At 37.8% G+C, this 19,542-nt stretch carries 32 protein-coding genes and 1 tRNA gene; 8 read left to right on the top strand and 25 right to left on the bottom strand.

All coding sequences use genetic code 11. The features are described from left to right. Positions 1 to 18: 18 nt before the first annotated feature. The 21 genes from IGI76_RS11805 to IGI76_RS11905 all read right to left on the bottom strand — a co-directional run bounded on the left by IGI76_RS11805 (position 19) and on the right by IGI76_RS11905 (position 9,201). Entirely contained in the window at positions 19 to 780 is a 762-nt protein-coding gene (locus IGI76_RS11805; RefSeq protein WP_438781574.1) for a hypothetical protein, read from the bottom strand. Beyond that, a complete protein-coding gene (locus IGI76_RS11810; protein ID WP_270267271.1) occupies positions 773 to 2,014 on the bottom strand; it encodes a hypothetical protein in 1,242 nt (413 codons plus the stop codon). Before IGI76_RS11810 ends, IGI76_RS11805 begins: the two co-directional genes overlap by 8 nt. A 151-nt stretch (positions 2,015 to 2,165) precedes the next feature. Then, on the bottom strand, positions 2,166 to 2,498 hold the full coding sequence (locus IGI76_RS11815; RefSeq protein ID WP_144316765.1) for an HNH endonuclease: 333 nt from the start codon (positions 2,496 to 2,498) through the stop codon (positions 2,166 to 2,168). Positions 2,499 to 2,531: 33 nt separating this feature from the next. After that, positions 2,532 to 2,879, bottom strand: coding sequence for a hypothetical protein (locus tag IGI76_RS11820; RefSeq protein WP_438781575.1), 348 nt, complete (start codon positions 2,877 to 2,879; stop codon positions 2,532 to 2,534). A gap of 209 nt (positions 2,880 to 3,088) precedes the next feature. Continuing rightward, positions 3,089 to 3,577 carry a hypothetical protein gene (locus IGI76_RS11825; RefSeq protein WP_118215272.1) on the bottom strand — a complete coding sequence of 163 codons (489 nt, stop codon included), beginning with the start codon at positions 3,575 to 3,577 and terminating at the stop codon, positions 3,089 to 3,091. A gap of 165 nt (positions 3,578 to 3,742) precedes the next feature. After that, a complete protein-coding gene (locus IGI76_RS11830; protein ID WP_101699602.1) occupies positions 3,743 to 3,934 on the bottom strand; it encodes a hypothetical protein in 192 nt (63 codons plus the stop codon). Between the two features lie 16 nt (positions 3,935 to 3,950). Further along, positions 3,951 to 4,250, bottom strand: a complete 300-nt coding sequence (locus IGI76_RS11835) for an ImmA/IrrE family metallo-endopeptidase (protein ID WP_153841932.1) — start codon at positions 4,248 to 4,250, stop codon at positions 3,951 to 3,953. Further along, positions 4,228 to 4,434 (bottom strand): hypothetical protein, encoded by a 207-nt coding sequence (locus IGI76_RS11840; RefSeq protein ID WP_201690006.1) that lies wholly within the window; start codon positions 4,432 to 4,434, stop codon positions 4,228 to 4,230. The genes IGI76_RS11835 and IGI76_RS11840 overlap by 23 nt, the downstream gene beginning before the upstream one ends. A gap of 53 nt (positions 4,435 to 4,487) precedes the next feature. After that, complete coding sequence (locus IGI76_RS11845; RefSeq protein ID WP_194185987.1) at positions 4,488 to 4,766, bottom strand: hypothetical protein; 279 nt, start codon at positions 4,764 to 4,766, stop codon at positions 4,488 to 4,490. A gap of 46 nt (positions 4,767 to 4,812) precedes the next feature. After that, positions 4,813 to 5,115 (bottom strand): MazG-like family protein, encoded by a 303-nt coding sequence (locus IGI76_RS11850; protein ID WP_438781577.1) that lies wholly within the window; start codon positions 5,113 to 5,115, stop codon positions 4,813 to 4,815. Positions 5,116 to 5,138: 23 nt separating this feature from the next. Next, positions 5,139 to 5,519, bottom strand: a complete 381-nt coding sequence (locus tag IGI76_RS11855) for a hypothetical protein (protein ID WP_228077428.1) — start codon at positions 5,517 to 5,519, stop codon at positions 5,139 to 5,141. Further along, on the bottom strand, positions 5,479 to 5,781 hold the full coding sequence (locus tag IGI76_RS11860) for a hypothetical protein (protein WP_179190931.1): 303 nt from the start codon (positions 5,779 to 5,781) through the stop codon (positions 5,479 to 5,481). Before IGI76_RS11860 ends, IGI76_RS11855 begins: the two co-directional genes overlap by 41 nt. Positions 5,782 to 5,785: 4 nt before the next feature. Further along, the gene (locus IGI76_RS11865; protein WP_086269559.1) at positions 5,786 to 6,286 is read right to left on the bottom strand and encodes a Holliday junction resolvase RecU; all 501 of its coding nucleotides are present in this window, start codon (positions 6,284 to 6,286) and stop codon (positions 5,786 to 5,788) included. After that, the gene (locus tag IGI76_RS11870) at positions 6,261 to 6,668 is read right to left on the bottom strand and encodes a hypothetical protein (protein ID WP_438781578.1); all 408 of its coding nucleotides are present in this window, start codon (positions 6,666 to 6,668) and stop codon (positions 6,261 to 6,263) included. Before IGI76_RS11870 ends, IGI76_RS11865 begins: the two co-directional genes overlap by 26 nt. A gap of 14 nt (positions 6,669 to 6,682) precedes the next feature. Next, positions 6,683 to 7,507: a rolling circle replication-associated protein gene (locus tag IGI76_RS11875; protein ID WP_041120550.1), complete on the bottom strand. Its 825-nt coding sequence runs from the start codon at positions 7,505 to 7,507 to the stop codon at positions 6,683 to 6,685. A gap of 168 nt (positions 7,508 to 7,675) precedes the next feature. Next, a complete protein-coding gene (locus tag IGI76_RS11880) occupies positions 7,676 to 7,897 on the bottom strand; it encodes a hypothetical protein (protein ID WP_087627984.1) in 222 nt (73 codons plus the stop codon). A gap of 18 nt (positions 7,898 to 7,915) precedes the next feature. Then, a complete protein-coding gene (locus IGI76_RS11885) occupies positions 7,916 to 8,209 on the bottom strand; it encodes a hypothetical protein (RefSeq protein ID WP_041120554.1) in 294 nt (97 codons plus the stop codon). After that, positions 8,202 to 8,456 (bottom strand): hypothetical protein, encoded by a 255-nt coding sequence (locus tag IGI76_RS11890; RefSeq protein WP_087627986.1) that lies wholly within the window; start codon positions 8,454 to 8,456, stop codon positions 8,202 to 8,204. Before IGI76_RS11890 ends, IGI76_RS11885 begins: the two co-directional genes overlap by 8 nt. Before the next feature lie 4 nt (positions 8,457 to 8,460). Further along, positions 8,461 to 8,598 (bottom strand): hypothetical protein, encoded by a 138-nt coding sequence (locus IGI76_RS11895; RefSeq protein ID WP_179190645.1) that lies wholly within the window; start codon positions 8,596 to 8,598, stop codon positions 8,461 to 8,463. 13 nt (positions 8,599 to 8,611) lie between these two features. Then, complete coding sequence (locus IGI76_RS11900) at positions 8,612 to 8,938, bottom strand: DUF771 domain-containing protein (protein WP_041120560.1); 327 nt, start codon at positions 8,936 to 8,938, stop codon at positions 8,612 to 8,614. Continuing rightward, entirely contained in the window at positions 8,938 to 9,201 is a 264-nt protein-coding gene (locus IGI76_RS11905; RefSeq protein WP_431402157.1) for a DUF739 family protein, read from the bottom strand. The genes IGI76_RS11900 and IGI76_RS11905 overlap by 1 nt, the downstream gene beginning before the upstream one ends. A 152-nt stretch (positions 9,202 to 9,353) precedes the next feature. On the opposite strand from IGI76_RS11905, the gene IGI76_RS11910 reads away from it, so the two are divergent. From IGI76_RS11910 to IGI76_RS11925, 4 genes are all read left to right on the top strand, one after another. Then, the gene (locus tag IGI76_RS11910) at positions 9,354 to 9,821 is read left to right on the top strand and encodes a helix-turn-helix domain-containing protein (protein WP_438781579.1); all 468 of its coding nucleotides are present in this window, start codon (positions 9,354 to 9,356) and stop codon (positions 9,819 to 9,821) included. An 8-nt stretch (positions 9,822 to 9,829) separates the two neighbouring features. Further along, entirely contained in the window at positions 9,830 to 10,306 is a 477-nt protein-coding gene (locus IGI76_RS11915) for an ImmA/IrrE family metallo-endopeptidase (protein WP_438781580.1), read from the top strand. Positions 10,307 to 10,399: 93 nt separating this feature from the next. Continuing rightward, on the top strand, positions 10,400 to 11,110 hold the full coding sequence (locus IGI76_RS11920; protein ID WP_144316750.1) for an Ltp family lipoprotein: 711 nt from the start codon (positions 10,400 to 10,402) through the stop codon (positions 11,108 to 11,110). Between the two features lie 107 nt (positions 11,111 to 11,217). Further along, on the top strand, positions 11,218 to 12,351 hold the full coding sequence (locus tag IGI76_RS11925) for a tyrosine-type recombinase/integrase (protein WP_438781581.1): 1,134 nt from the start codon (positions 11,218 to 11,220) through the stop codon (positions 12,349 to 12,351). A gap of 142 nt (positions 12,352 to 12,493) precedes the next feature. Here IGI76_RS11925 and IGI76_RS11930 read toward each other — a convergent pair. Together IGI76_RS11930 and IGI76_RS11935 are read right to left on the bottom strand one after the other, a co-directional pair. Next, positions 12,494 to 12,581, bottom strand: a tRNA-Ser gene (locus IGI76_RS11930). An 84-nt stretch (positions 12,582 to 12,665) separates the two neighbouring features. Continuing rightward, positions 12,666 to 13,232 (bottom strand): TetR/AcrR family transcriptional regulator, encoded by a 567-nt coding sequence (locus IGI76_RS11935; RefSeq protein WP_010749693.1) that lies wholly within the window; start codon positions 13,230 to 13,232, stop codon positions 12,666 to 12,668. 278 nt (positions 13,233 to 13,510) lie between these two features. Here IGI76_RS11935 and IGI76_RS11940 point away from each other — a divergent pair, with 278 nt between their 5' ends. The 4 genes from IGI76_RS11940 (at position 13,511) to IGI76_RS11955 (ending at position 17,499) form a co-directional block, all read left to right on the top strand. Further along, positions 13,511 to 14,269 (top strand): threonine/serine exporter family protein, encoded by a 759-nt coding sequence (locus tag IGI76_RS11940; protein ID WP_010749694.1) that lies wholly within the window; start codon positions 13,511 to 13,513, stop codon positions 14,267 to 14,269. Further along, a complete protein-coding gene (locus IGI76_RS11945; protein ID WP_016608602.1) occupies positions 14,266 to 14,736 on the top strand; it encodes a threonine/serine exporter family protein in 471 nt (156 codons plus the stop codon). The genes IGI76_RS11940 and IGI76_RS11945 overlap by 4 nt, the downstream gene beginning before the upstream one ends. Before the next feature lie 188 nt (positions 14,737 to 14,924). Then, positions 14,925 to 15,524, top strand: a complete 600-nt coding sequence (locus tag IGI76_RS11950; RefSeq protein ID WP_333718649.1) for a TVP38/TMEM64 family protein — start codon at positions 14,925 to 14,927, stop codon at positions 15,522 to 15,524. Between the two features lie 172 nt (positions 15,525 to 15,696). After that, positions 15,697 to 17,499 carry a glycerophosphodiester phosphodiesterase gene (locus IGI76_RS11955; RefSeq protein ID WP_333718650.1) on the top strand — a complete coding sequence of 601 codons (1,803 nt, stop codon included), beginning with the start codon at positions 15,697 to 15,699 and terminating at the stop codon, positions 17,497 to 17,499. A gap of 61 nt (positions 17,500 to 17,560) precedes the next feature. On the opposite strand, the gene IGI76_RS11960 is transcribed toward IGI76_RS11955, so the two are convergent. Both IGI76_RS11960 and IGI76_RS11965 read right to left on the bottom strand, forming a co-directional pair. After that, positions 17,561 to 17,770 (bottom strand): hypothetical protein, encoded by a 210-nt coding sequence (locus IGI76_RS11960; RefSeq protein ID WP_231435078.1) that lies wholly within the window; start codon positions 17,768 to 17,770, stop codon positions 17,561 to 17,563. A 361-nt stretch (positions 17,771 to 18,131) separates the two neighbouring features. Continuing rightward, positions 18,132 to 19,478: a glucose-6-phosphate isomerase gene (locus IGI76_RS11965; protein ID WP_005229134.1), complete on the bottom strand. Its 1,347-nt coding sequence runs from the start codon at positions 19,476 to 19,478 to the stop codon at positions 18,132 to 18,134. Positions 19,479 to 19,542 lie beyond the last annotated feature (64 nt).

Genomic DNA, 19,542 nt, shown 5'->3' on the forward strand with positions numbered 1-19,542 from the left:
TCGCTGGGAGATATTGGATCACGCATCCTTTCTCAAATTTATATTTTTTCTAGCTTGAATTTTCTGTTCCTTTTGTGGATCAGTCCAAGCTTTTGACCATACATTTTGTTTTCGACCATCACCCGGTTTATATTCAACTATACATTTACACCTTTCATGCCTTCGATAAATATCATCTGGTAAATCATAATAATCAAATGAGCCAGCTAAACTTTTACACCAATCACAAGCATGTCCGACTAAGGTTCTGTTGACTCTTGGCCTTAACCCAGATTTCGCATGAAAATCTACATTTGCTTTAATAACATCATCAACAACACTTTGACTAAAATTTACGATCGGTTCTCCTAATACCCACTTAACAGTATCGAAATCTTCTGCTGCTGATATCTTGTTTATAAGGCCATTGACCCTGTCTTGGTTGAAGTCAGGTTTCTGTCCTTTAATTTTAATTGCAGCTTCTTTGTTTAACTGCTCTTGAACATCAACAGAAAAATTTGAAATCAAATCGTAATTATTTTTCAGCGTTTCATTAAGCAACCGATCAGCAATATTAAAATACATTTTCCCGTCAGGAAGAATGTCAATGTTGATATTGCTGCCTAATACATTTGCTAATATTTCTCCAATTTCAATAGCAAACTCATTTACATTTTTGTATGTGGCCTTACGATTTTTGAGCAAAGAAAAAGCAGACTTCAACTTCTGACTATTGATTGTCTGCTCACTAAATTCATTTTTAATTTTTTCAAGTAATGCGGGAACAATGTCGTTATCCATTACTATCGCCACCTTTTATTCCAGTTAAATCTCTGATTGTTTCACTATTGATATATCCTGGAATCGCTTGATTCAATTTAATCGCACCATCTCCAATTAATGTTAATGAATTGGCATCAGCTTCAAATAATGGTTCCCACTTAGGAATTGTTTTTGCAAACTGATATCTAAAATACGGGTAGTCATCACGTAAACAAGCAGCAATAAATGCTACGTTCAATATTCCAGATCCTAACGATCGTTGTGCTTTACGTCCAGCTAGCCTTAAATTTTCATGACTTGCCCGAATCGCTTCAACCGATGAGGGATTATCGGAAACAAATCCCAAGTCATCCAATGTAAGTCCTGTTTCACCAGCGAATCCAGCAGCTGCAGTTTTTAATTGTTCTGTAAATGGAGTCATACTAGAAGTCGTGAACTGTCCCACTGTTGGAGCATTACCACCTTCTCCAACTGTAAATTCGAGCATCGCTGAAATGGTTGCCTTCCAAGTATCCAATGGTTCTGAATCTTGATCTGTTCCTAAAACATATTTTTGCGGAAATGAGTAAAATTCTGCGGTGATATCTGCACGTTCTAGTGTACGTTTTGCGTATGACTGGTAATACATACCTGATCGTGTAATACGAGAACGACCAAATGGCCGAACTGCATCTGGCCGATGAATTACCGGCACTAATAATGGATAATCAAAACTATGTTCGATAGGTTCATCCGGTATATTTTCATCAGCATAATAGTAATGAGTTATACCAGGCAGAAAATATGCTTCAATAGATGGATTTCCATCTTTATCTCTTTCGAGAACTGCATACCCTTCCGTTAGAAGTCCTGTAATTGGATCAATAATCCCCGTTGCATTGCTTGCTTCAATTATTTGTAATCTAGGTATTTCTCCTTCACCCCTTGAAATATAAACGAAAGAACAAGAAGCAATCAAAGATGACAAAACCAAGCTATCAAAAAATACATCCGGATTATTTGCTTCAAAAATTTCGTTTACCTCAAAGTCATCATGTTCAAATTCACGAAAAACTAAACGATCAGCCAAAGAATCCACCCCTTTGGCACACCATCCTAAAACTGATCGATATCTTTTTCTTATTTCAGATGGAATTGTGATTCCGAAGCTTGATTCATTCTTCTTCATATCGTATTGTCTATACCTTAAATCAACACGAATTTTATGAGTAGCTAGCTTATTTCTTAGGTACTCAATGCCATAAATTTCCATTATTTCACTCCTTTCAAAAAGTCGCGTGAGAAAAAATGTACAGTGACGGCGTGAAGCTCGGCCGCCAAGGCGGAGGGGTACCTATCCCCCCCTTCTCTTTTCGCTTGTATCAGTTTTTAATTTCTTTTTGGTATGATTGTATCTAAATTTTTTAACCGCCATAAGAAGCCCAATCAGTGCTTTGTGGAAGGTTTCTGTTACCTACAACTTTAGGCGCTTCATCTTTGACAGAGTAAAGTTTGTCAGACTTCTGTCTGTTGCAGGTCCAGTGTGCCAGCTGTAAGTTTTCGATGCTTGATGGATGACCACCTTTATTGATTGGTACAATGTGATCCACTACTGGACTCAAAGGATGTGGTGCCTTTAGTGTTTTATCAATAGGCTTACCGCAAATGCCGCAAGTGTTGTGAGTTTTAAGCAGTACCCTTTTGTTCTTCTCAAAGGCTACCCTGTGGGGTCCTTGTCTGTCTGCTCTTAACGCCATTGTATCGGGGTCCTTTCTTTAGGTGATGGAGTACTAAAATGTTTCAATGTTTATAGATTGAAATACAGCTAACAACTTGGGGAATTGAATTGCAATCCAATCTACTATCTCTTCATCTCTTCCCCATTTACTGTTGTGATCCAAACCAGATTCAAACAAGATTGCATGAATAAGCTCATGTCGTATAGTTCTCTTTTCATAATGCTCCATAGCCTGCATGTTATTAGGATCACCATCATCAAGGGTAGCAATAAATATTTCTTTAGTAGTAAAGTCAGTTAGCCCATCGGCTCCACTTATGAAAGGTTTATCAAGTTCTGTTGTATTTTTGTAAATTGTGTACTGCGTTCCTAGCACATTCACTTTGCTAAACTCTTTCATGTGATTTCCTCCTTTAATTTAATTAAATATAAAAGACAGCACTAGCGAATTTTGATTTGAAGTGATTCACCTCGTTTCAAAATAATGTGCTGTCTTTCTATTTATTCAAAGAAGTTTTGCGATAAGGAGCTTTCCTCCATTCGGTTTATGATTATGTGAGTAGCCATAGACCATCTCTCGTTTCTTCTACGCTATTAATATATTCCATATTAATCAAGTTTAAAACTAGAATTAGTAGTGCAACTTTTGTGCAACTTTTCTCGATGATCTTGCAATGATATCTTCATCTTCAACTTATTTTTGTTTAAAATATACTCATCGACAAAATCAATTGCTTTTCTTAATTCAGTATGTTTCTTTTGAATATACGATGTACTGTAGTTAAGATCTTCGGCAATTTTTTCTAAAGTCATCCCTTCAACATATTTCAAATACATTATTTGATTGTCTAATCCCTTAAATGACTTTATCAGTAGAACCATTTCATTTAGTTGATCTTCTAGTAATTCAATCTCTTCTTCAATTATTTGAATATTCTCTTCTAAAGAAGCTGACCTTGAGTTTTTTTCAAGACGGACGTTTGCTAAATCACCACTGACCCATCGTTCCAATTCCAACTTACTTTTGTTAAGATTCCATTTCATGAAGAGAATCTGCTCTTCCAAATCTTGATAATTTTTAAGCCACTGAAATCTCACAAACGCCACTCCTTTTATGGTAAAATAATCATGTCACTGGTCACTTACCCAAAAGGTAGTGGCTTTTTTATTTTCCTTCTCTATCGTCCATCTTCTTTCCAACAATGACTGCAACGACCATTATCACTACGAATCCTGTGAACACTAAAACTGCAACTGTCATAATCATCCCCCACTTTCCATCGCATCTCGCACCAGCGGATCATTGATAATAACCTTGTACTTCATCTGCTCATGCTGCAGTTGTTCTTGTAGCTTCACGATTTGTTTTGCTTGGGACAAAATCACATATGCAGAAATCCAAGATGATACTGCGATTAATCCCAAGAATGCAAAGATTACAAATTTATTTTTCATAAACATATTCTTTCTCCTATTTCGTCGGATAGTGGAATGCATTGTCTTGCAAGACTTGATACAGTACCATCCCTACTCGGTTAATTTGATCCTCATCCTGATCATCAATTCCTGCTTCATGGAATATAGCGTGAGTCAATTCATGAACAAATGTCTGATCCTTTTTTTGGTCTGATAATTCATTCCAAATGCGAATCTCAGCATCTTGGTAATTGCACTCTCCCCATTTGTAACCTGCGTCTTCACTAGGCAAATGGTCAGCAATACTTACTTGATAGTTGATACCGGCAACCTTAATCTCTGATGGTATTTTCAAGTTTATTCACCGAATTCCCTTCTTCAAAAACAGCAATAGTCGCAATCTCAACTCCATTTAAAAAATCATGACGTACACTTTCTCTCATCAATAATGCATTAGCATGCTTAGCACTCTCTGCCTTCATTGGAAATAGAAAAAGCTGTTCACTTTCTGTTTCGACCAGCACATTATATTTTTTCATTCTTAAATCGCTCCTTTATATGTTTTTAGTTAACTATTTTGGTGGATTATCAACTAAACCACCTGAGCAAGCCCATCATATGACCCATCTCCGTTTTCCCAAACCTCGATTTGGAAAACAGCACCATTTTCTAACTTTTGCTTCAATCGGTAGTATCCATCAACAAGGTTTTCAACTTCCTCAATATCTTCTGTCGCATAAATTTTTTCATGTTCAAGATTATTTTGTTTTAGGTAATCAACGTAGTGCGATCCCCAAGATTCATCTAAAAATTTCGTATACGCATGAGATAGAGAATTAGCTCGGAACTCTTTATTCTCGTATTTAAACATTTCTTATTCCTCTTTTCTTAGTTGTGTATTTCTTCCGATTCTGGAATTATTTCAGGTCACTGGACTTAACGAAAACACCATTGACCATCTTTCCAGTACGTCCTTTGATTTCGTCATAAGTAAAATTCAGGCATTCGTACAAGTCCATATCATTTTGCATTGCCAAGATGATCAAGGTTACTACTACATCGCCAATACCATCTCTTAATGCATCTCGATTGTTTCTTGCTAATGCAGCTGCAACTTCACCAGTTTCTTCGACAACTTTCAACATTTGTTTGCTAGAATCTGCTTTATCCAATCCTTTTTCTTTTGACCATTGTTCTACTAATTCAACTAACTCATTCATGAATTTCCCTCCAATTATTTTGATTAATCGTAATCAACCCCATCGTCAATGGTTCCACTCCAATCCTTATAGCGGTAAGTCCTTCCTTGTTTATCTTCATGACCATAACGTAATAAATCGCTCATCGTTCGATTTGCTTTTTTACACTTCCGACATACGTCTTTCCGAGTACCTGTGAAAATCACTTCGCCTTTGTAAAGAACCTCCACAATTCGCAAATGGGATTGCTCCCCTCTCCAGAGTTCAACACGTAATGCTTCTCGCTCGTCCTCAATTAATGGATCAATCTCTCGATCATCAAGGTTAGATAGATAAAGTAATCGTTGTAGTTTTAAAGCACGTTCTCTGTGACGCTTCTTTTTTTCATGTTCTTTCTGCTTCATCGCCTGTTGGTTCTGTTTCATGTTGATCACCTCCTGCATCTGCTGGCTTATACACATATTCATAAGGTTCCCACTTTTTATTTCCGAGAAGGCGATAGTACTTCCCTGCAAGTGTAATAATAAAATGATAGGTATCTGCCTTCTCTGGAACGTAACATCTTGCATAGTATTGACGGTAATTCTTGGGATTGTTAGAAAAATACTCAACCGTCCATCCTCGTATCTCGCAAAACATGGTGAATTCGACACGTGCTACTTTGAAACTCGTTATTCTTTCATCCATAGGATCACCATTTCGTTTTATTCAGAAAATCGATGTAGCCCGGCGTAGCAACCTGATATTCTTCCAACTCTTCTTCAAGGATGTACTGACGGCCATATTTTGCTTTCATGTTTTGCCAATCACTCCATGGGATAAATCCAACGGTCTTTTTAATCATGCAACAAACACCTGCCATCGCTCCTAATTTTTGATGGAGCTCCAACAAGGCCGCCTGATTTTGTGTAATCACTGATTTTTTTAATCGATCCGTTGTGGTCATCTTTGCTTCAAAAACAATGGCACGTCCATCCCATAGAGTTCCTTTGTAATCTGGTTGAGCTTTCCCGATTGGATAAACGATCATGCTGCCGTCGCCAAGTATCTGCTTCACACGAAACGGTTCAGGTGTTTTTTCAATTAAAGCAATTTCTTTTGTTCTGTAGTACCAACAACCTTGATCAATCATTTTTTCAAAGATATCGCCTAAATCATTATTGACTCTATTTTGGTAATTTCTTGAAGACATCGTTTCTACCTACTTTCTGCATTAGTTTAGTAATAAATCCTTCTTTGTCGTTTTGACCAAATGTATCTAGTGTTCTTCGGTAAATGCGCTCATAGTGTGCTTTATCTTCAAAGCATACGAATTGTGAATAGCGATCACTCTTAACTATTCCTGCATATGCTGAATGATCATTTAATTTGTTTGATGCAGCATCGCAAATTTGCTGATTTTGAAGAAATCGGATTTCCTTTTCTTCTGATTTGATTTCCAATGTTTTAATACATGGAGAAAATTTCCCTTTGTTTTGATCATCAATGTTTAACATCAAAAAGACTTCCTGCATCATGTCGATACAATCTGATTTATCAAAGCAGGCGACCAGATACGTTTGTTTACTTTCCATTTCTACCTCTTTCTCTATCCATCATCATTTCTGAACAGTTCGATTTTGAAATACCACCCACGATCCTCATCGTAAATTTTCAATATATCTCCTAAAATTCGGTATTGAGGAAACCTCTTAAGAATTTCCTCTGCTCCATCATCGTTGGACATACCTAATTTATTTAGTTTTCTAAATGACCAATAATCATCGTTGGTTGTTTCGTGTGGTTCTTTAAGGTTTCGACTCTTGGACCATCGCTTTTGACCTTTCTTCCACTGGCGATTTTCCCATTTCTCTTGACCTGTTAAATAATTGACCAAGCCTTGCATCCCATCTGAATCGTATTGAATGTTTTGCACTTGTCTTCGACCAAGAGGCTGTTTCTTCTTTCCTCGTCCTTTAGACCAAACACTCTCGATTGCATCCCTTGATGGACCATTGTTTAAAACGATATGGTGATGGATTCGAGTGATATAGCCTACTTCCTCATCGTATTGATACGAGGTAAACCACATGTACTTGAGTTCGACCCCTTCTTTCTCATAGAGTCTTTTTAGTTTTTTCAAAGTGTTTTCTTGATCACGCTTGGCATCAGCAGGCTTTTCAGGTAGAAACTGATCGGAATAAGTGAACGTGGCATAGTAATCTTTCTCTCCAAAGTTTGCATACAGGAACAATGCGGCCTTTCGTTTACTTTGGGCTTGATTCCATCTTGCTTGAGATAAGCCAGTTACTTTTTTCCTCCTACCTCTGGGTTCTCTGCATTTTCGTTCCTGCTCGATCGTCCTACTGTAAAGTCGGATTTCTTTATAAGGTCCTGCTTCCACTCTGCGTTCTCTAACAAATGATTTCTTCATGACAAACACCCCAGAATTTTCTACGTCCGTTAAGTTAGTATCTAATACAAGGACGATAAAACGCCGAAATAGCAGCGTTTTTTGCAAAAATAGTCTGAGGATGGTATACTTATCTTGTCGGAGATAAGAAATACCATTCTCAGAAGTCGCCAGTTTTGGCGGCTTTTTTTATTGTTCTGAAAACTGGAAAAGAACCTTTTCTTCGGTTTGTTTTCCAAGATGAAAAACATGGTGATACAACGTCCTTCCACGCAACTGAAATGTTTCTACTCTACCTCGCTCAGTTTTCGCTTCAATACTGTATACATAATTCTCTCCACGTTTCCTCATACGAACCTGCATTACAATTGCAGGCATTTTTTCCAAGTAATCGATCGCCTTTGATAACATCTACATCACCTACAGCTTTCACTCATCTTCGAACAAATTTATCTGTCCAGAATTATTGACATCAATTGGATAAACAACTGGTTCCAATTCTCGTTTCGGTAATCCATGATTTGATTCTGCATCGATGGTAATTCCTCGATGATCACTAGTGACTTTGATTCCAACCTTTATTGAAATCGTGCGTTTTGCTTCAATGTCCTTTTGAGTATCCTGTAAATCGGCAGTGATTGTTCGAACTTCTGCATCTAGCAAACTGTTAACTTTTGCCATCAACTTATCGGCTAATGTCAGTGCTAACTTGTCATTATTCATATTGAATTCCTCCTTTACTTACTAAATCCGGTAGCAACTTAGGGATGGCCATTTGTAATTTTTGAAACTGATCATCTGAAACAACAAAATATAAAGCAATCGTAGGTGTCTCATCGCTATCAAATGAACGATCCTCTACTTCACATGTCGATTCAAACTTATTCCAGATAATCGACTTAATTTTTTGAGTGTATGGCTTAACATACATTCGATTTGTAGTGAAAATAATTTCTCTTTCTTTAAACATCTAGTTACCCTCCAATCATTAATAGGAAACAAATAGCTAACAATATACCGTTTAACAATAAGCTGGCATAAGCAATCCCTTGTAATTGACGTGCTTTATACAATGGATTGTCATGGAGCGTAGCTAACCATTTCTTATTCACAAAATCCCTCCTTTCAATCTGACATGATATTTGCCCAATTTTCTTGTAAATACTTCGCCATTTCTAAAGCATTGAATTTCCAAGGATTCCCTTTGCCTTTTGAGTAACGAACAAAACCGCCGTTCCTGACATCTAGTATTTCTCTGTTTGGATAAAGGATTTTTTCCTTTATCCAATCTTCGTCAGTAGTTTGCAATCGTTCCTTAAGGTCATCCATTGTCCACGTTTGACCCATCAAATCTTTTTTCTTTAATGATTCATATTCTTCAATCTCCACAACTTTTAAATGTGAAGGTATTAAGATTTGAATCGGTGTATTGATTTCAATGGTTTGAGACATTACAGCACCTCCTTCACATTTTGTACATTTTTCCGTACAAAACCTTTAAAAAAATAATTCCCAAGTTCTTTTGAAGGAATATTTAGTAATTCAGCCATAACCTTAATCTCGGTTTGCGTGAAGTTTGATTTGCTATTCAATTTTAGATTCAACGATGTTCTACTCATATTGAGTTTAGGTGCTAATGTTTCTTGAGTAAGCCCTTTTTCCGATATTTTATCTTTCAGCAATTCATAATCGTAGACAATGTCTATTTTTTTCATTTTTTTCCCTCCAGACTGTTCGGTTTTCTGTACAAAATCATCATAGTTTATAAAAAAAAGAATGTCAACACATTTTGTTCAGTTTTCTGTATCTTTTGCTTGCTATTCAGAATTCTTAACAGTATAATCATTGTAAAGGGGTGTACAGAATAATGAACAACTTTTCTGATCGGCTAAAAATAGCTTTAAAAAATAAGAATATATCTCAAGCTGAATTAGCTAGACGTACTGGAATTGGACGTAACTCTATCAGCGACTATATAAATGGAAAATACGAAGCAAAACAAGATAACATCTTTCTTATGGCGAATGTATTAGGGGTTAACGAGGCATGGCTCATGGGTATGGACACACCAATGACCAGAGAAAACCACGAATCTACTTATTTTAATGAAGTCGATTCTAAACAAATTGAATTAATAGATATATTCCAAAATCTAGATAATAGCAAAAAAGACGATGTTCTCGACTTTGCTAAATATAAGATGCACGAACAGAGTAAAGAAAACTTCACTATCGCTGCTCACTCCGACGATCCAAATAAAAGGATCACTCAAAAAGAATTTATCGAACTTAATCGATACCTTGATGAAGCTGATAAAAAATTTGATGATAAGTAGGGTTGCAGATGGATGATTTTGAAAATCTTTTAAACAAGGTTACGACTGAAATTCCAGTTATAGAATTACCTTTAGAACAGGACACTGGATATACAGGCCTTTATAGAAACAATAGGATCTACTTAGATAAAAATAAATCAAGTAGAAAAAAGAAGGTTGTTTTGGCTGAAGAATTTGGTCACCATAAAAGAACTATTGGAAATATTCTTAATTATAAAGATCCCGAGGCTTGGAAAGAAGAATGGAAAGCTAGAAGATATGGTATTGAAATTCTGATCACACTTGATGATCTCTTAGACTGTGCTTTGAATGGATGCAACAACATTTATGAATGCAGCGAACACTTGAACGTAACTCCCGATTTTTTTGAAGATACCCTCATTCACTACTTCAATAAATACGGTAAATACCATTATCATCGCAACTATAAATTTACATTCGACAATGAGTTTATATTCGTGGAACCTATTAAAATTTTTGGATAAACAAAAAATCTTTTGGAAGTTCCCGCTCCCAAAAGATCTGCTCATTTCTGAGACTGTACAAATATATTATATCAAAGAAATGAGGAAAGAAAAATGGCAAAAAGAGTTAGAGGCGAAGATGGTAAAATGTACAAGGTTAAGAAACCATTTTACAAAAGGGTTTGGTTTTGGGTACTAGCTATTATCTTTATAGCAATAGTGGGTAACGGTTTATCTGGTGGTAATAATGATTCTGCTGCCGAAAAATCTTCAAATAGCTCTTCTGTTGCAGATAAATCGACGAGTTCATCAATTAAAGAAGAAAGTTCATCTACAGTTGTTGAAAAAGAGTCTAAGCCAGAAGATAATGTTTCTAGCGAATTTAAATCTGCACTGAATCAAGCGAAATCATATTCAGATACAATGCACATGTCCAAACAAGGAATCTATGATCAGCTAGTATCCGAGTATGGTGGTCAATTTCAACCTGATGCTGCGCAGTATGCAATTGATAATATCCAAGCTGACTGGAATGCTAACGCACTGGCACAAGCTGAATCTTATTCAGATTCGATGCATCTGTCTAAACAAGGAATTTATGACCAACTAATTTCTGAAAATGGCGGTCAATTTACAGCTGAAGAAGCGCAATACGCTATTGATAACATTAAAGCTGATTGGAATGCTAATGCATTGGAACAAGCAAAGAGTTATCAAGAAAGCATGTCAATGTCCCCTGAAGGAATTAGAGATCAATTAGTTTCTGAATACGGAGGTCAGTTCACACAAGAAGAGGCTGATTACGCTGTTAATAATTTAAATTAATAAAAAACACGTCCCTCTTCTTGGCGGTCGAGGACGTGCTGGACCCAAATAAACGTAAGGCTTATTTAGTCATGCCTATTGTAGCAAAACTAAGGAGTTGAATCAATATGGCTAGTATTCAAAAGAAAGATAATGGTTGGCAGTATCGTGTTTCTTATAAGGATACTGATGGTAAATACAAAACAAAAACTAAAGGGAAATTCGCTACAAAAAAAGAAGCTCATTTAGCTGCAGCTGCTATTGAAAAGAAACTAACTGAAGGGTTTAAAATTTCTGATGCTGATCAAGAGTTTCCTGTTTATTTTCGAGAATGGTATGAAGTTTATAGAAAAGGAAAATTTTCAAAAGCAAATGATGCTGATATAGAAAAATCTATAAAATTTGCGGAAGCAAATTTCAAAGGAATAAAACTTAAAGATTTAAATAGGAAAATTTATCAACAGAAGCTGAATGAATTCGCTAAAACGAGACGTTCCTCCACTGTTTCAAAAATTCACATTTATATGAAAGCAGCTATCCAAGATGCACTGCAAGAAGGAATTATTTTTAAAGACCCTACTTATAAGGTTTCATCTCGTGGCGGTATTTCAGATAAATCAGATAGAGACAAATTCCTAAGCTACAATGAAACAAAAAAGCTCACAAATTCTTTGCTTGATGGCATCAAGCCAACCTATGTATCTAGATATATGATTCTTTTAGGTATTGCTACAGGAATGCGCTATGCGGAAATACTTGGATTGACTTGGAACTGTATAGATTTTGAAGATAAAACTGTTAGGGTTGAGAAGACATGGGACTATGTATACAAACAAGACTTTTCAAATACTAAGAATTACCAATCAATGCGTCTTATTACTGTTGACGACTTCACTCTTGACCTTTTGAAACAATTAAAGAAACATCAACGTGAATATTACTTTGGCAGAATACTAAAGAATGAGAAAAATCTAGTTTTTTTAAATGACGATATGGAGTTAATATCAAACTCTGCAGTAAACAAAACGTTGAAGAAACATCAAAAGAAAATTGGAATAGAACAACCTATAAACTTTCATGGACTTCGACATACACATGCATCAATTCTTATCTATCAAGGTGTTAATCTAAAATACGTATCCAGACGTTTAGGACATAAAAAAATTGAAACTACGTTAGGTATTTATCAGCATATTCTTGATGAGATGGAACAAAAAGAGTCTCAAATCGTTAGCACGACAATGGGTGAGCTATTTGCATGAATTCATAATCTCGTGCAAAATTGGTGCAAAATCATTCTATTTTCTCTAGTTTTCTCCCACTTTCTTATATTTAAAAAAATGCAAGAACCCTTGATATATAAGCATTCCTTATATAGTCAAGGGTTCTTCTGGTTTCTTCATAAGGAGAGTACAGGATTTGAACCTGCGCGCCGGGATGAACCGGGTCGGCGGATTTCGAGTCCGCTGCATTACCACTCTGCCAACTCTCCATAACAGTTATTTTCGCTAGTTTTATTAAAAATGTCAAGAAAAATCTGCACCCAATAAGTAATGGGATGCAGATTTTTTGTTCTTTAATCGAAGATGTAGCTATCTTTCTTTTCGATTACGCCTTCAATGGTCTCGTTGATGATTTTGATGATCTGGTCATCGGTGGGTGTGATGATACCCGCCGACATTAAGGAAGCCAAACCAGTCACAACGATCCATGCGCCATTATGTAGTGCATTTACCGCATCTTCTGAAAGATCCGCATATTTTTCTTCTGATTTGATCAAGGATTTGAAATAGGTCGATGAAAAATCATGCATCAATTTCCCCCCGCCATAGTCGTCGATAAAAAGGGCGATGTAGAGATTGTGCTGCTCTTGAGCGAAGCGTATATAATTCAGGCCTAAATCAACAAGTTTGTCTCCTGTTCGAACAACTGGAAAAACATTTTCCGATAAATCTTTGAAAACAGCCTCCACCAAGGTATTTTTTAAGTCCTGCATATTTTCGAACTCAAGATAAATCGGTTGAGTAGAAATTCCCATGTGCTTAGCGATATTCCGGGCCGTAAAATTGCCAAAACCTTCTCTATTGATCAGTTCATAAGCGGCCTTCAAAATGTGTTCTCTTGTATAGACCTTCCTTCGCATCAATAAATCCCCCTTTTTATATTTATTTAATTGTAACCGAGATATTCATTTTTTTAAAATAAAACACTCCATCCGTTATCTTATTTCTATTCACTTTGTTCATTAAAAACGAATGTTTACTAATTAAAAGAAGTGCTTCTCCTTTCATTTATCACAAAAAATCCTACGCATTGGCTGCTAGTTATTTTTCAAATCTACTTTTCTTCCTTGTTGAAAACTCGCTGAAATTGTACACTAAGAATGTAGTGCGCAAATTCGATTGAAAAAGGAGTTTGGAAATGGCTGAATCAAAAGAGCTATTATTGGAGACCTGTTTGTTGGCAGGAAAAATCATGATGGAAAACGGCTCGGAAGTCTATCGAGTGGAAGATACAATGAATCGAATTGCAGCAAATGCCGGGGAGCAAGGCAGCATTAGTTATGTAACAGCAACTGGACTTTTTATGGGCTTACGCAGTAGCCACTATGCACAAGTAGAAAATGTTCATGATCGAGTCATCAATCTCGAAAAAATTGTTGCCGTCAACGGATTGTCCCGTGCCTATGCTGAAAAAAAAATCTCGTTAGTGGAACTGCACGAGGCATTAAAAAAGGTCAATCCAACGACACCAAGTTTTCCTTATTGGCTGCAGGTGTTTAGTGCGGGCGTGGTCAGCAGTACTTTAATGATTATTTTCGGCGGTGCTTGGTTTGATTTTCTAGCAACGTTTGTCATTGGCTGTCTGGGATTTTTATGCGCCTATTGGGTCAAAAAAGTCATCGATATCCGCTTTTTGGATATGTTTTGCGCCTCTTTACTGATCGGTACTTTGTCTCTTCTAGCGGTCTCTCTTCATGTCGCACAAAACGTCGATAATTTGATTATCGGTGCCGTCATGCCCTTAGTTCCTGGTGTAGCGATCACCAATTCCTTTCGGGATATTTTGGCAGGCCATCTCATCAGTGGGACTGCTCGGGGAACTGAAGCTATTTTCACAGCTGCCGCGATCGGTGTTGGCATCGCCACGGTCTTCACCTTATTTGGAGGGATCTCATGACGATTTTTATTCACCTTTCCTTTAGCTTTTTAAGCACCGTGACCTTTGGTATCTTGACCAATATTCCTAAAAGAGCCTTAGTTGCAACAGGCATCGCTGGAACGGTTGGCTGGATGATCTATTGGTCATTGAAAACGATTGGCTACGGTCTAGGCAGCGCCAACTTCTTAGCCGCATTTGCCGTCGGTTGCGTCAGCATCTTTTTTTCCCGCAGAAAAAAAATGCCCATGATCATTTTTAACATTCCTAGCCTCGTTCCTCTCGTACCGGGTGGTCCTGCCTACAAAGCCGTTCGAGAATTCGCTTTGGGCGACAACTTTGTCGGCTTTGAAAATCTGATGATCGTTGTCATCACCGCTGGGGCGATCGCTGGAGGCTTCATGATGACGAGTGTGGTTGAAAAGATCGTTAATCGTTGGCAAATGAAGCGAACGAAAAAACATCCCTCAGATAAAAAAATCTCCTGAAACTATTGGTGCGCAGAAACTATAAATTTTTCTTATTTCAGACTTTAGTACAATGTTTTCTTTTCGGACTTCTTTTATAATAAAGGCATACCTTACAAAACTGTTTGACGTTTGTCATTTGTTTTACTGGATTTTTCTGGTCTCACCCCGTATAGTGGGATTATGAAACATAAAGGAGATGAAGTCCTGTGAGCATAGCAACTTCTCGTCGTATCATTAATACGATTTCTATTATTGGCTTAGGTTTATCTATCGCATTAACGATCTATTTTATCAATCTAGGTGTTTTCAAAGACATTAATGTACTGCGAGGTCTAGTTGGAAATTCCGTTATCTTAGGACCAATCGTCTTTATCCTTTTGCAGATCTTGCAAGTAGTGATCCCGATCATTCCCGGTGGTGTCTCCAGCGCTGCAGGTGTGTTGATTTTCGGTCCTTATCTAGGATTCGTTTATAACTATGTAGGAATCAGTATTGGTTCTGTCATTATTTTCCTGCTAGGCCGACGATACGGTAAACCATTCATTTTAAGTATGATCAGTGACAAAACTTACGATAAATATATTGGCTGGTTAGATAACCAAAGCCGATTTGAAAAACTTTTCGCCCTTGCAATCTTTCTACCAGTCGCCCCAGATGATGCCCTTTGTCTAATGGCTGGCTTGACCAACATGACAGTGAAGAAATTTACGCTGATTATTTTGTTGGCAAAACCTGCTTCAATTTTCTTGTACAGCATGGCTTTGATTTATGGTGGAACATTCTTAACTGGTTTGTTAGGCGGATAAGAAAAATAGGTAAGAAAAACGATCAATTCATTGAGCCGAACATGAAGGAGCTGCTTTTCATACAGGGATCTATACCTGTGGCGAATGTGCTTCTGAAACTGTTCGACTCTTTTTTTCCGCCTTTTTAGAATAAATAGGAACCAAAATACTTACTTTTGTTAGGATGACGACAATGAATTATTTAAAAAACAGCTTAGTCAACACTTGGGATTTTTTGAAAGACAGCAATGCCTACTTCCGTGATGTGTTACTGATGCACGGTGCTTTGTTGTTCTTAGTGATCCCAATCTTATCGGCTTCCACCAAGTTCGTCATAAAACGTGGGGGCTTGCCTTACCTTTCTTTTGATAATATTGGCAGTATCTTTACCGACCACCCAGTCGTGCTGCTCTCATTAACACTGATTTTACTTTTGATTTTATTAGCCGTCTTTTTTGAGTTTACTTTTTTGCTGCTAAGTGTCTATTTTATTAAAAAGAAACAGCCGATCAGCTTGCGGCAATTGTTACGGATGACTGTTTTGCAGTTGCGTAAATTACGGCCGATGACCTTTTTATTTTTCCTGTTTTACTTCTTACTGATTTTACCGATCGGTGGGTTGAGTTTTAATTCTGATTTACTCGCAAAAATCAAAATTCCCGCATTTATCATGGATTTCATTTTTGCCAACCGTGTCTTGATCATCGGGGCAGTGCTGTTGGTTTATGTTTTGTTGATTTACTTGGGGATTCGCGTGATCTTTGCCTTGCCAGAAATGATATTACGTGATCTGCCCTTTCGAAAAGCGATCAAAGAAAGCCTCCAAGTAACAAAACGCCGTTTTTTTGCCATCGTTGGACAATTTGTCTTTATCGGTGGCAGCATCTTGTTGATTTCGACACTGGGCTTCACTTTGCTGATTACCATTCAGGCGGTGATTGAAGTTATTACACCGAACTATGCGTTGTATAGTGCTGTTTTTATTATGACTTTCTTGCAGTTTATCTTGTTACTGAATGTCATTTTATCGACGGTAGCCATTTTTTACATCATCGTTGATTTCATGGATGATGAAGGCTTTTTACCAGAGATTCCTTCATGGTTCCACCAAGAACCATTGAACCAGCGTCACTTCTTAGGTCTAAAAAGTTCGTTGTTTACCTTGGTAACGGTGCTTTTCGGTGTCGGTGTTAGTCTATATAATATGAACTATCTGACTTCAGCTGCTTCGATCCATCCGGTAACGATCTCCCATCGAGGGGTCAGCGACGGACAAGGGGTCCAAAATTCTCTTGAAGCACTACGCTTTACTAGCGAGAAGTACCAACCGGATTATGTTGAAATGGACGTCCAGCAAACCAGTGATGGTCATTTTATTGTTTATCATGATTTTTCTTACCGTCCGTTGACAGGTGGTCATGGCAAACCAGAGCAATTGCCTTTGAGTTACGCCGAATCACTGACAGTTTCGGAAAACAATCAGACAGCGCGTATTCCAACCTTTGATGAGTACTTGGCACTTGCCAACCAATTGGACCAAAAACTGCTGGTGGAGATCAAAACGCAGCGAAAAGATACCGCGGAACTTGTAAATGCCTTTTTAGCAAGATATCAAGAGGACCTCCTTGCAAATGGTCATATTATGCAAAGTCTCTCCTATACAGTTGTTGAGGAATTAAAGGCTCAGGCGCCTCAATTGATTTCAGGTTACATCATGCCCTTCAATGTCGTGGGGCCACCACTGACCAGTGCTGATTTTCTGACGATGGAATACAGTACGATCAACCGCAACTTCATCGCTTCTGCCCGAACCGATGGCAAGGAAGTGTTCGTTTGGACCCCGAATGATGCGGATACTATCAGCCGGATGCGTTTTTACGGGGTGGACGGGATCATTACTGACCAGATGGAGATCTTAAATGAAGAGTTGAGTGTGACGGAAGAAGATATGACTTATTCAGACAAACTATTGAATTTTGTGATCGGCGTTGGCTGATCTCACACGAAGAAAAATGCTGCTCACGGTGTTCCGTTGAGCAGCATTTTTTGCTAGTTGGTTAGGCAACGTTCGTTTGCGTACAAATTTTATTGAAACTGACGATCATCCGACGATTACAAGCTTCTACTTGTACTTGATCTTCTTCTTCATAACTTGAAACGACGATCAACGCCGTATTTACGTATAGTTTTTCCACCACACCAATCAGAGGCTTGCTGGCCCCGACAGGTTGGCAGACATATTTTTCACCGATCGTAATATTCTCCATATCCTCACCTCAACCGTTTTCTTTCTTAAAGATATAATAACAAAAAAGCATCAAATTGAAAACGTTTTATTTCAATTCATCACGCATTTGTCACCAAGAAATGACAGTTTCGTTCGTTGAAACACACTGGTTTGTTCGTGCCACTTCTTAAAAAGCATTTTATACTAAAGGAAATCAAAAGGAGATGAGCCAAATGCCAATTATTCAAACCTGTATCTTTGGACTATTGTCTGCTGCGTTGCTTTGGGGATTAAAAGAAGACCGCTGATTTATTGGCCCAACGAACTAGTAACACAACAAATACGAAAATAAAACAACGCCTTGAGCCAATCAGACTGGCTCAAGGCGTTTCTTTATCGAATTATAGACGTTCGTTCAATTCTTTTGCAAGATCTTCAAAACCTGGTTTGCCAAGTAAGGCGAACATGTTTTTCTTGTACGCTTCAACCCCTGGTTGGTCAAATGGGTTCACGCCATTTAAGTAGCCAGAGATACCCACAGCGATCTCAAAGAAGTACATGGTGTAACCTAACGTGTATGCATCCATTGTAGGAATTTTTACTAACAGATTTGGTACATCCCCATCTGTATGTGCAAGTAATGTTCCTTCAAAGGCTTTCGTATTAACAAAATCAACTTCTTTTCCTTCTAAGTAGCCAAGACCATCAAGATCTGCTTCTTGTGTAGGGATCGCAATTGATTTGCGTGGTTTTTCAACTTTAACAACTGTTTCAAAGATATTGCGACGGCCTTCTTGGATGTATTGCCCAAGAGAATGCAAATCTGTTGAGAAGTTTGCACTTGAAGGATAGATCCCTTTTTGGTCTTTTCCTTCAGACTCGCCGAATAATTGTTTCCACCATTCTGAGAAGTATTGCATGCCTGGTTCGTAGTTGATCAGCAATTCGGTTACTTTGCCTTTACGATAAAGGATGTTACGCATTGCTGCATATTGATACGCTTCATTTTTTTCAAGGTCGTCACTTGCGTAAGCATCGCTAGCATCTGCAGCCCCTTGCATCAAGGCATCGATATCCGCTCCGCTGGCAGCTATTGGTAATAAACCAACAGCAGTCAATACAGAGAAACGGCCGCCGACGTCATCTGGAATCACAAAGGTTTCCCAGTTTTCAGCATCTGCTTCAACTTTTACTGCACCTTTCGCTTTATCCGTTGTTGCGTAGATCCGTTTGTTGGCTTCTTCTTTGCCGTATTTTTCAATCAAACGTTCTTTGAAAACACGAAAAGCGATCGCTGGCTCAGTAGTTGTTCCTGATTTTGAGATCACATTCACAGAGAAGTCACGGTCACCGATGATTTCGATCAAATCTGCTAAGTATGTTGAAGAAATCGAATTACCTGCAAAAAAGATTTGTGGTGCTTTGCGTTCTTCATTTGGTAGCAAGTTAAAGAAAGAGTGATTTAAGAAATCAATCGCTGCTTTCGCTCCTAAATAAGATCCGCCGATCCCGATCACGACTAATACTTCAGAATCAGATTGAATTTTTTCAGCCGCTTTTTTGATACGCGCAAATTCATCTTTGTCATAGTTTTTAGGAAGGTCGATCCAACCTAAAAAGTCGCTACCAGCACCTGTTCCTTCGCGTAATTGTTTGTCTGCTGCTGTAACTTGACTTTGCATGTAGCTCAATTCGTATTCGTTCACGAATGGTGCTACTTTCGAATAGTCAAACTTGATGTGTGACATGATTTGTCCTCCTTGAAAAAATAGTTTTTCATACACTACCTACTTTACGTTTTTTTTCAACTTT

Origin of the sequence: Enterococcus sp. DIV2449a (assembly GCF_051711225.1) — a bacterium.
GTDB lineage: Bacteria > Bacillota > Bacilli > Lactobacillales > Enterococcaceae > Enterococcus_D > Enterococcus_D casseliflavus.

Bases quoted from the DNA above. Each gene is read 5' to 3' on its own strand.
- IGI76_RS11815 (WP_144316765.1), bottom strand. From the start codon at position 2,498: ATGGCGTTAAGAGCAGACAGACAAGGACCCCACAGGGTAGCCTTTGAG.
- IGI76_RS11850 (WP_438781577.1), bottom strand. From the start codon at position 5,115: ATGAATGAGTTAGTTGAATTAGTAGAACAATGGTCAAAAGAAAAAGGA.
- IGI76_RS11945 (WP_016608602.1), top strand. From the start codon at position 14,266: ATGACGATTTTTATTCACCTTTCCTTTAGCTTTTTAAGCACCGTGACC.
- IGI76_RS11890 (WP_087627986.1), bottom strand. From the start codon at position 8,456: ATGTTTAAAGAAAGAGAAATTATTTTCACTACAAATCGAATGTATGTT.
- IGI76_RS11820 (WP_438781575.1), bottom strand. From the start codon at position 2,879: ATGAAAGAGTTTAGCAAAGTGAATGTGCTAGGAACGCAGTACACAATT.
- IGI76_RS11805 (WP_438781574.1), bottom strand. From the start codon at position 780: ATGGATAACGACATTGTTCCCGCATTACTTGAAAAAATTAAAAATGAA.
- IGI76_RS11810 (WP_270267271.1), bottom strand. From the start codon at position 2,014: ATGGAAATTTATGGCATTGAGTACCTAAGAAATAAGCTAGCTACTCAT.
- IGI76_RS11965 (WP_005229134.1), bottom strand. From the start codon at position 19,478: ATGTCACACATCAAGTTTGACTATTCGAAAGTAGCACCATTCGTGAAC.
- IGI76_RS11920 (WP_144316750.1), top strand. From the start codon at position 10,400: ATGGCAAAAAGAGTTAGAGGCGAAGATGGTAAAATGTACAAGGTTAAG.
- IGI76_RS11855 (WP_228077428.1), bottom strand. From the start codon at position 5,519: ATGAAACAGAACCAACAGGCGATGAAGCAGAAAGAACATGAAAAAAAG.
- IGI76_RS11900 (WP_041120560.1), bottom strand. From the start codon at position 8,938: ATGTCTCAAACCATTGAAATCAATACACCGATTCAAATCTTAATACCT.
- IGI76_RS11860 (WP_179190931.1), bottom strand. From the start codon at position 5,781: ATGGATGAAAGAATAACGAGTTTCAAAGTAGCACGTGTCGAATTCACC.
- IGI76_RS11955 (WP_333718650.1), top strand. From the start codon at position 15,697: ATGAATTATTTAAAAAACAGCTTAGTCAACACTTGGGATTTTTTGAAA.
- IGI76_RS11830 (WP_101699602.1), bottom strand. From the start codon at position 3,934: ATGAAAAATAAATTTGTAATCTTTGCATTCTTGGGATTAATCGCAGTA.
- IGI76_RS11885 (WP_041120554.1), bottom strand. From the start codon at position 8,209: ATGAATAATGACAAGTTAGCACTGACATTAGCCGATAAGTTGATGGCA.
- IGI76_RS11915 (WP_438781580.1), top strand. From the start codon at position 9,830: ATGGATGATTTTGAAAATCTTTTAAACAAGGTTACGACTGAAATTCCA.
- IGI76_RS11875 (WP_041120550.1), bottom strand. From the start codon at position 7,507: ATGAAGAAATCATTTGTTAGAGAACGCAGAGTGGAAGCAGGACCTTAT.
- IGI76_RS11880 (WP_087627984.1), bottom strand. From the start codon at position 7,897: ATGTTATCAAAGGCGATCGATTACTTGGAAAAAATGCCTGCAATTGTA.
- IGI76_RS11905 (WP_431402157.1), bottom strand. From the start codon at position 9,201: ATGAAAAAAATAGACATTGTCTACGATTATGAATTGCTGAAAGATAAA.
- IGI76_RS11925 (WP_438781581.1), top strand. From the start codon at position 11,218: ATGGCTAGTATTCAAAAGAAAGATAATGGTTGGCAGTATCGTGTTTCT.
- IGI76_RS11960 (WP_231435078.1), bottom strand. From the start codon at position 17,770: ATGGAGAATATTACGATCGGTGAAAAATATGTCTGCCAACCTGTCGGG.
- IGI76_RS11865 (WP_086269559.1), bottom strand. From the start codon at position 6,286: ATGTCTTCAAGAAATTACCAAAATAGAGTCAATAATGATTTAGGCGAT.
- IGI76_RS11935 (WP_010749693.1), bottom strand. From the start codon at position 13,232: ATGCGAAGGAAGGTCTATACAAGAGAACACATTTTGAAGGCCGCTTAT.
- IGI76_RS11940 (WP_010749694.1), top strand. From the start codon at position 13,511: ATGGCTGAATCAAAAGAGCTATTATTGGAGACCTGTTTGTTGGCAGGA.
- IGI76_RS11840 (WP_201690006.1), bottom strand. From the start codon at position 4,434: ATGAAAAAATATAATGTGCTGGTCGAAACAGAAAGTGAACAGCTTTTT.
- IGI76_RS11870 (WP_438781578.1), bottom strand. From the start codon at position 6,668: ATGGAAAGTAAACAAACGTATCTGGTCGCCTGCTTTGATAAATCAGAT.
- IGI76_RS11910 (WP_438781579.1), top strand. From the start codon at position 9,354: ATGAACAACTTTTCTGATCGGCTAAAAATAGCTTTAAAAAATAAGAAT.
- IGI76_RS11845 (WP_194185987.1), bottom strand. From the start codon at position 4,766: ATGTTTAAATACGAGAATAAAGAGTTCCGAGCTAATTCTCTATCTCAT.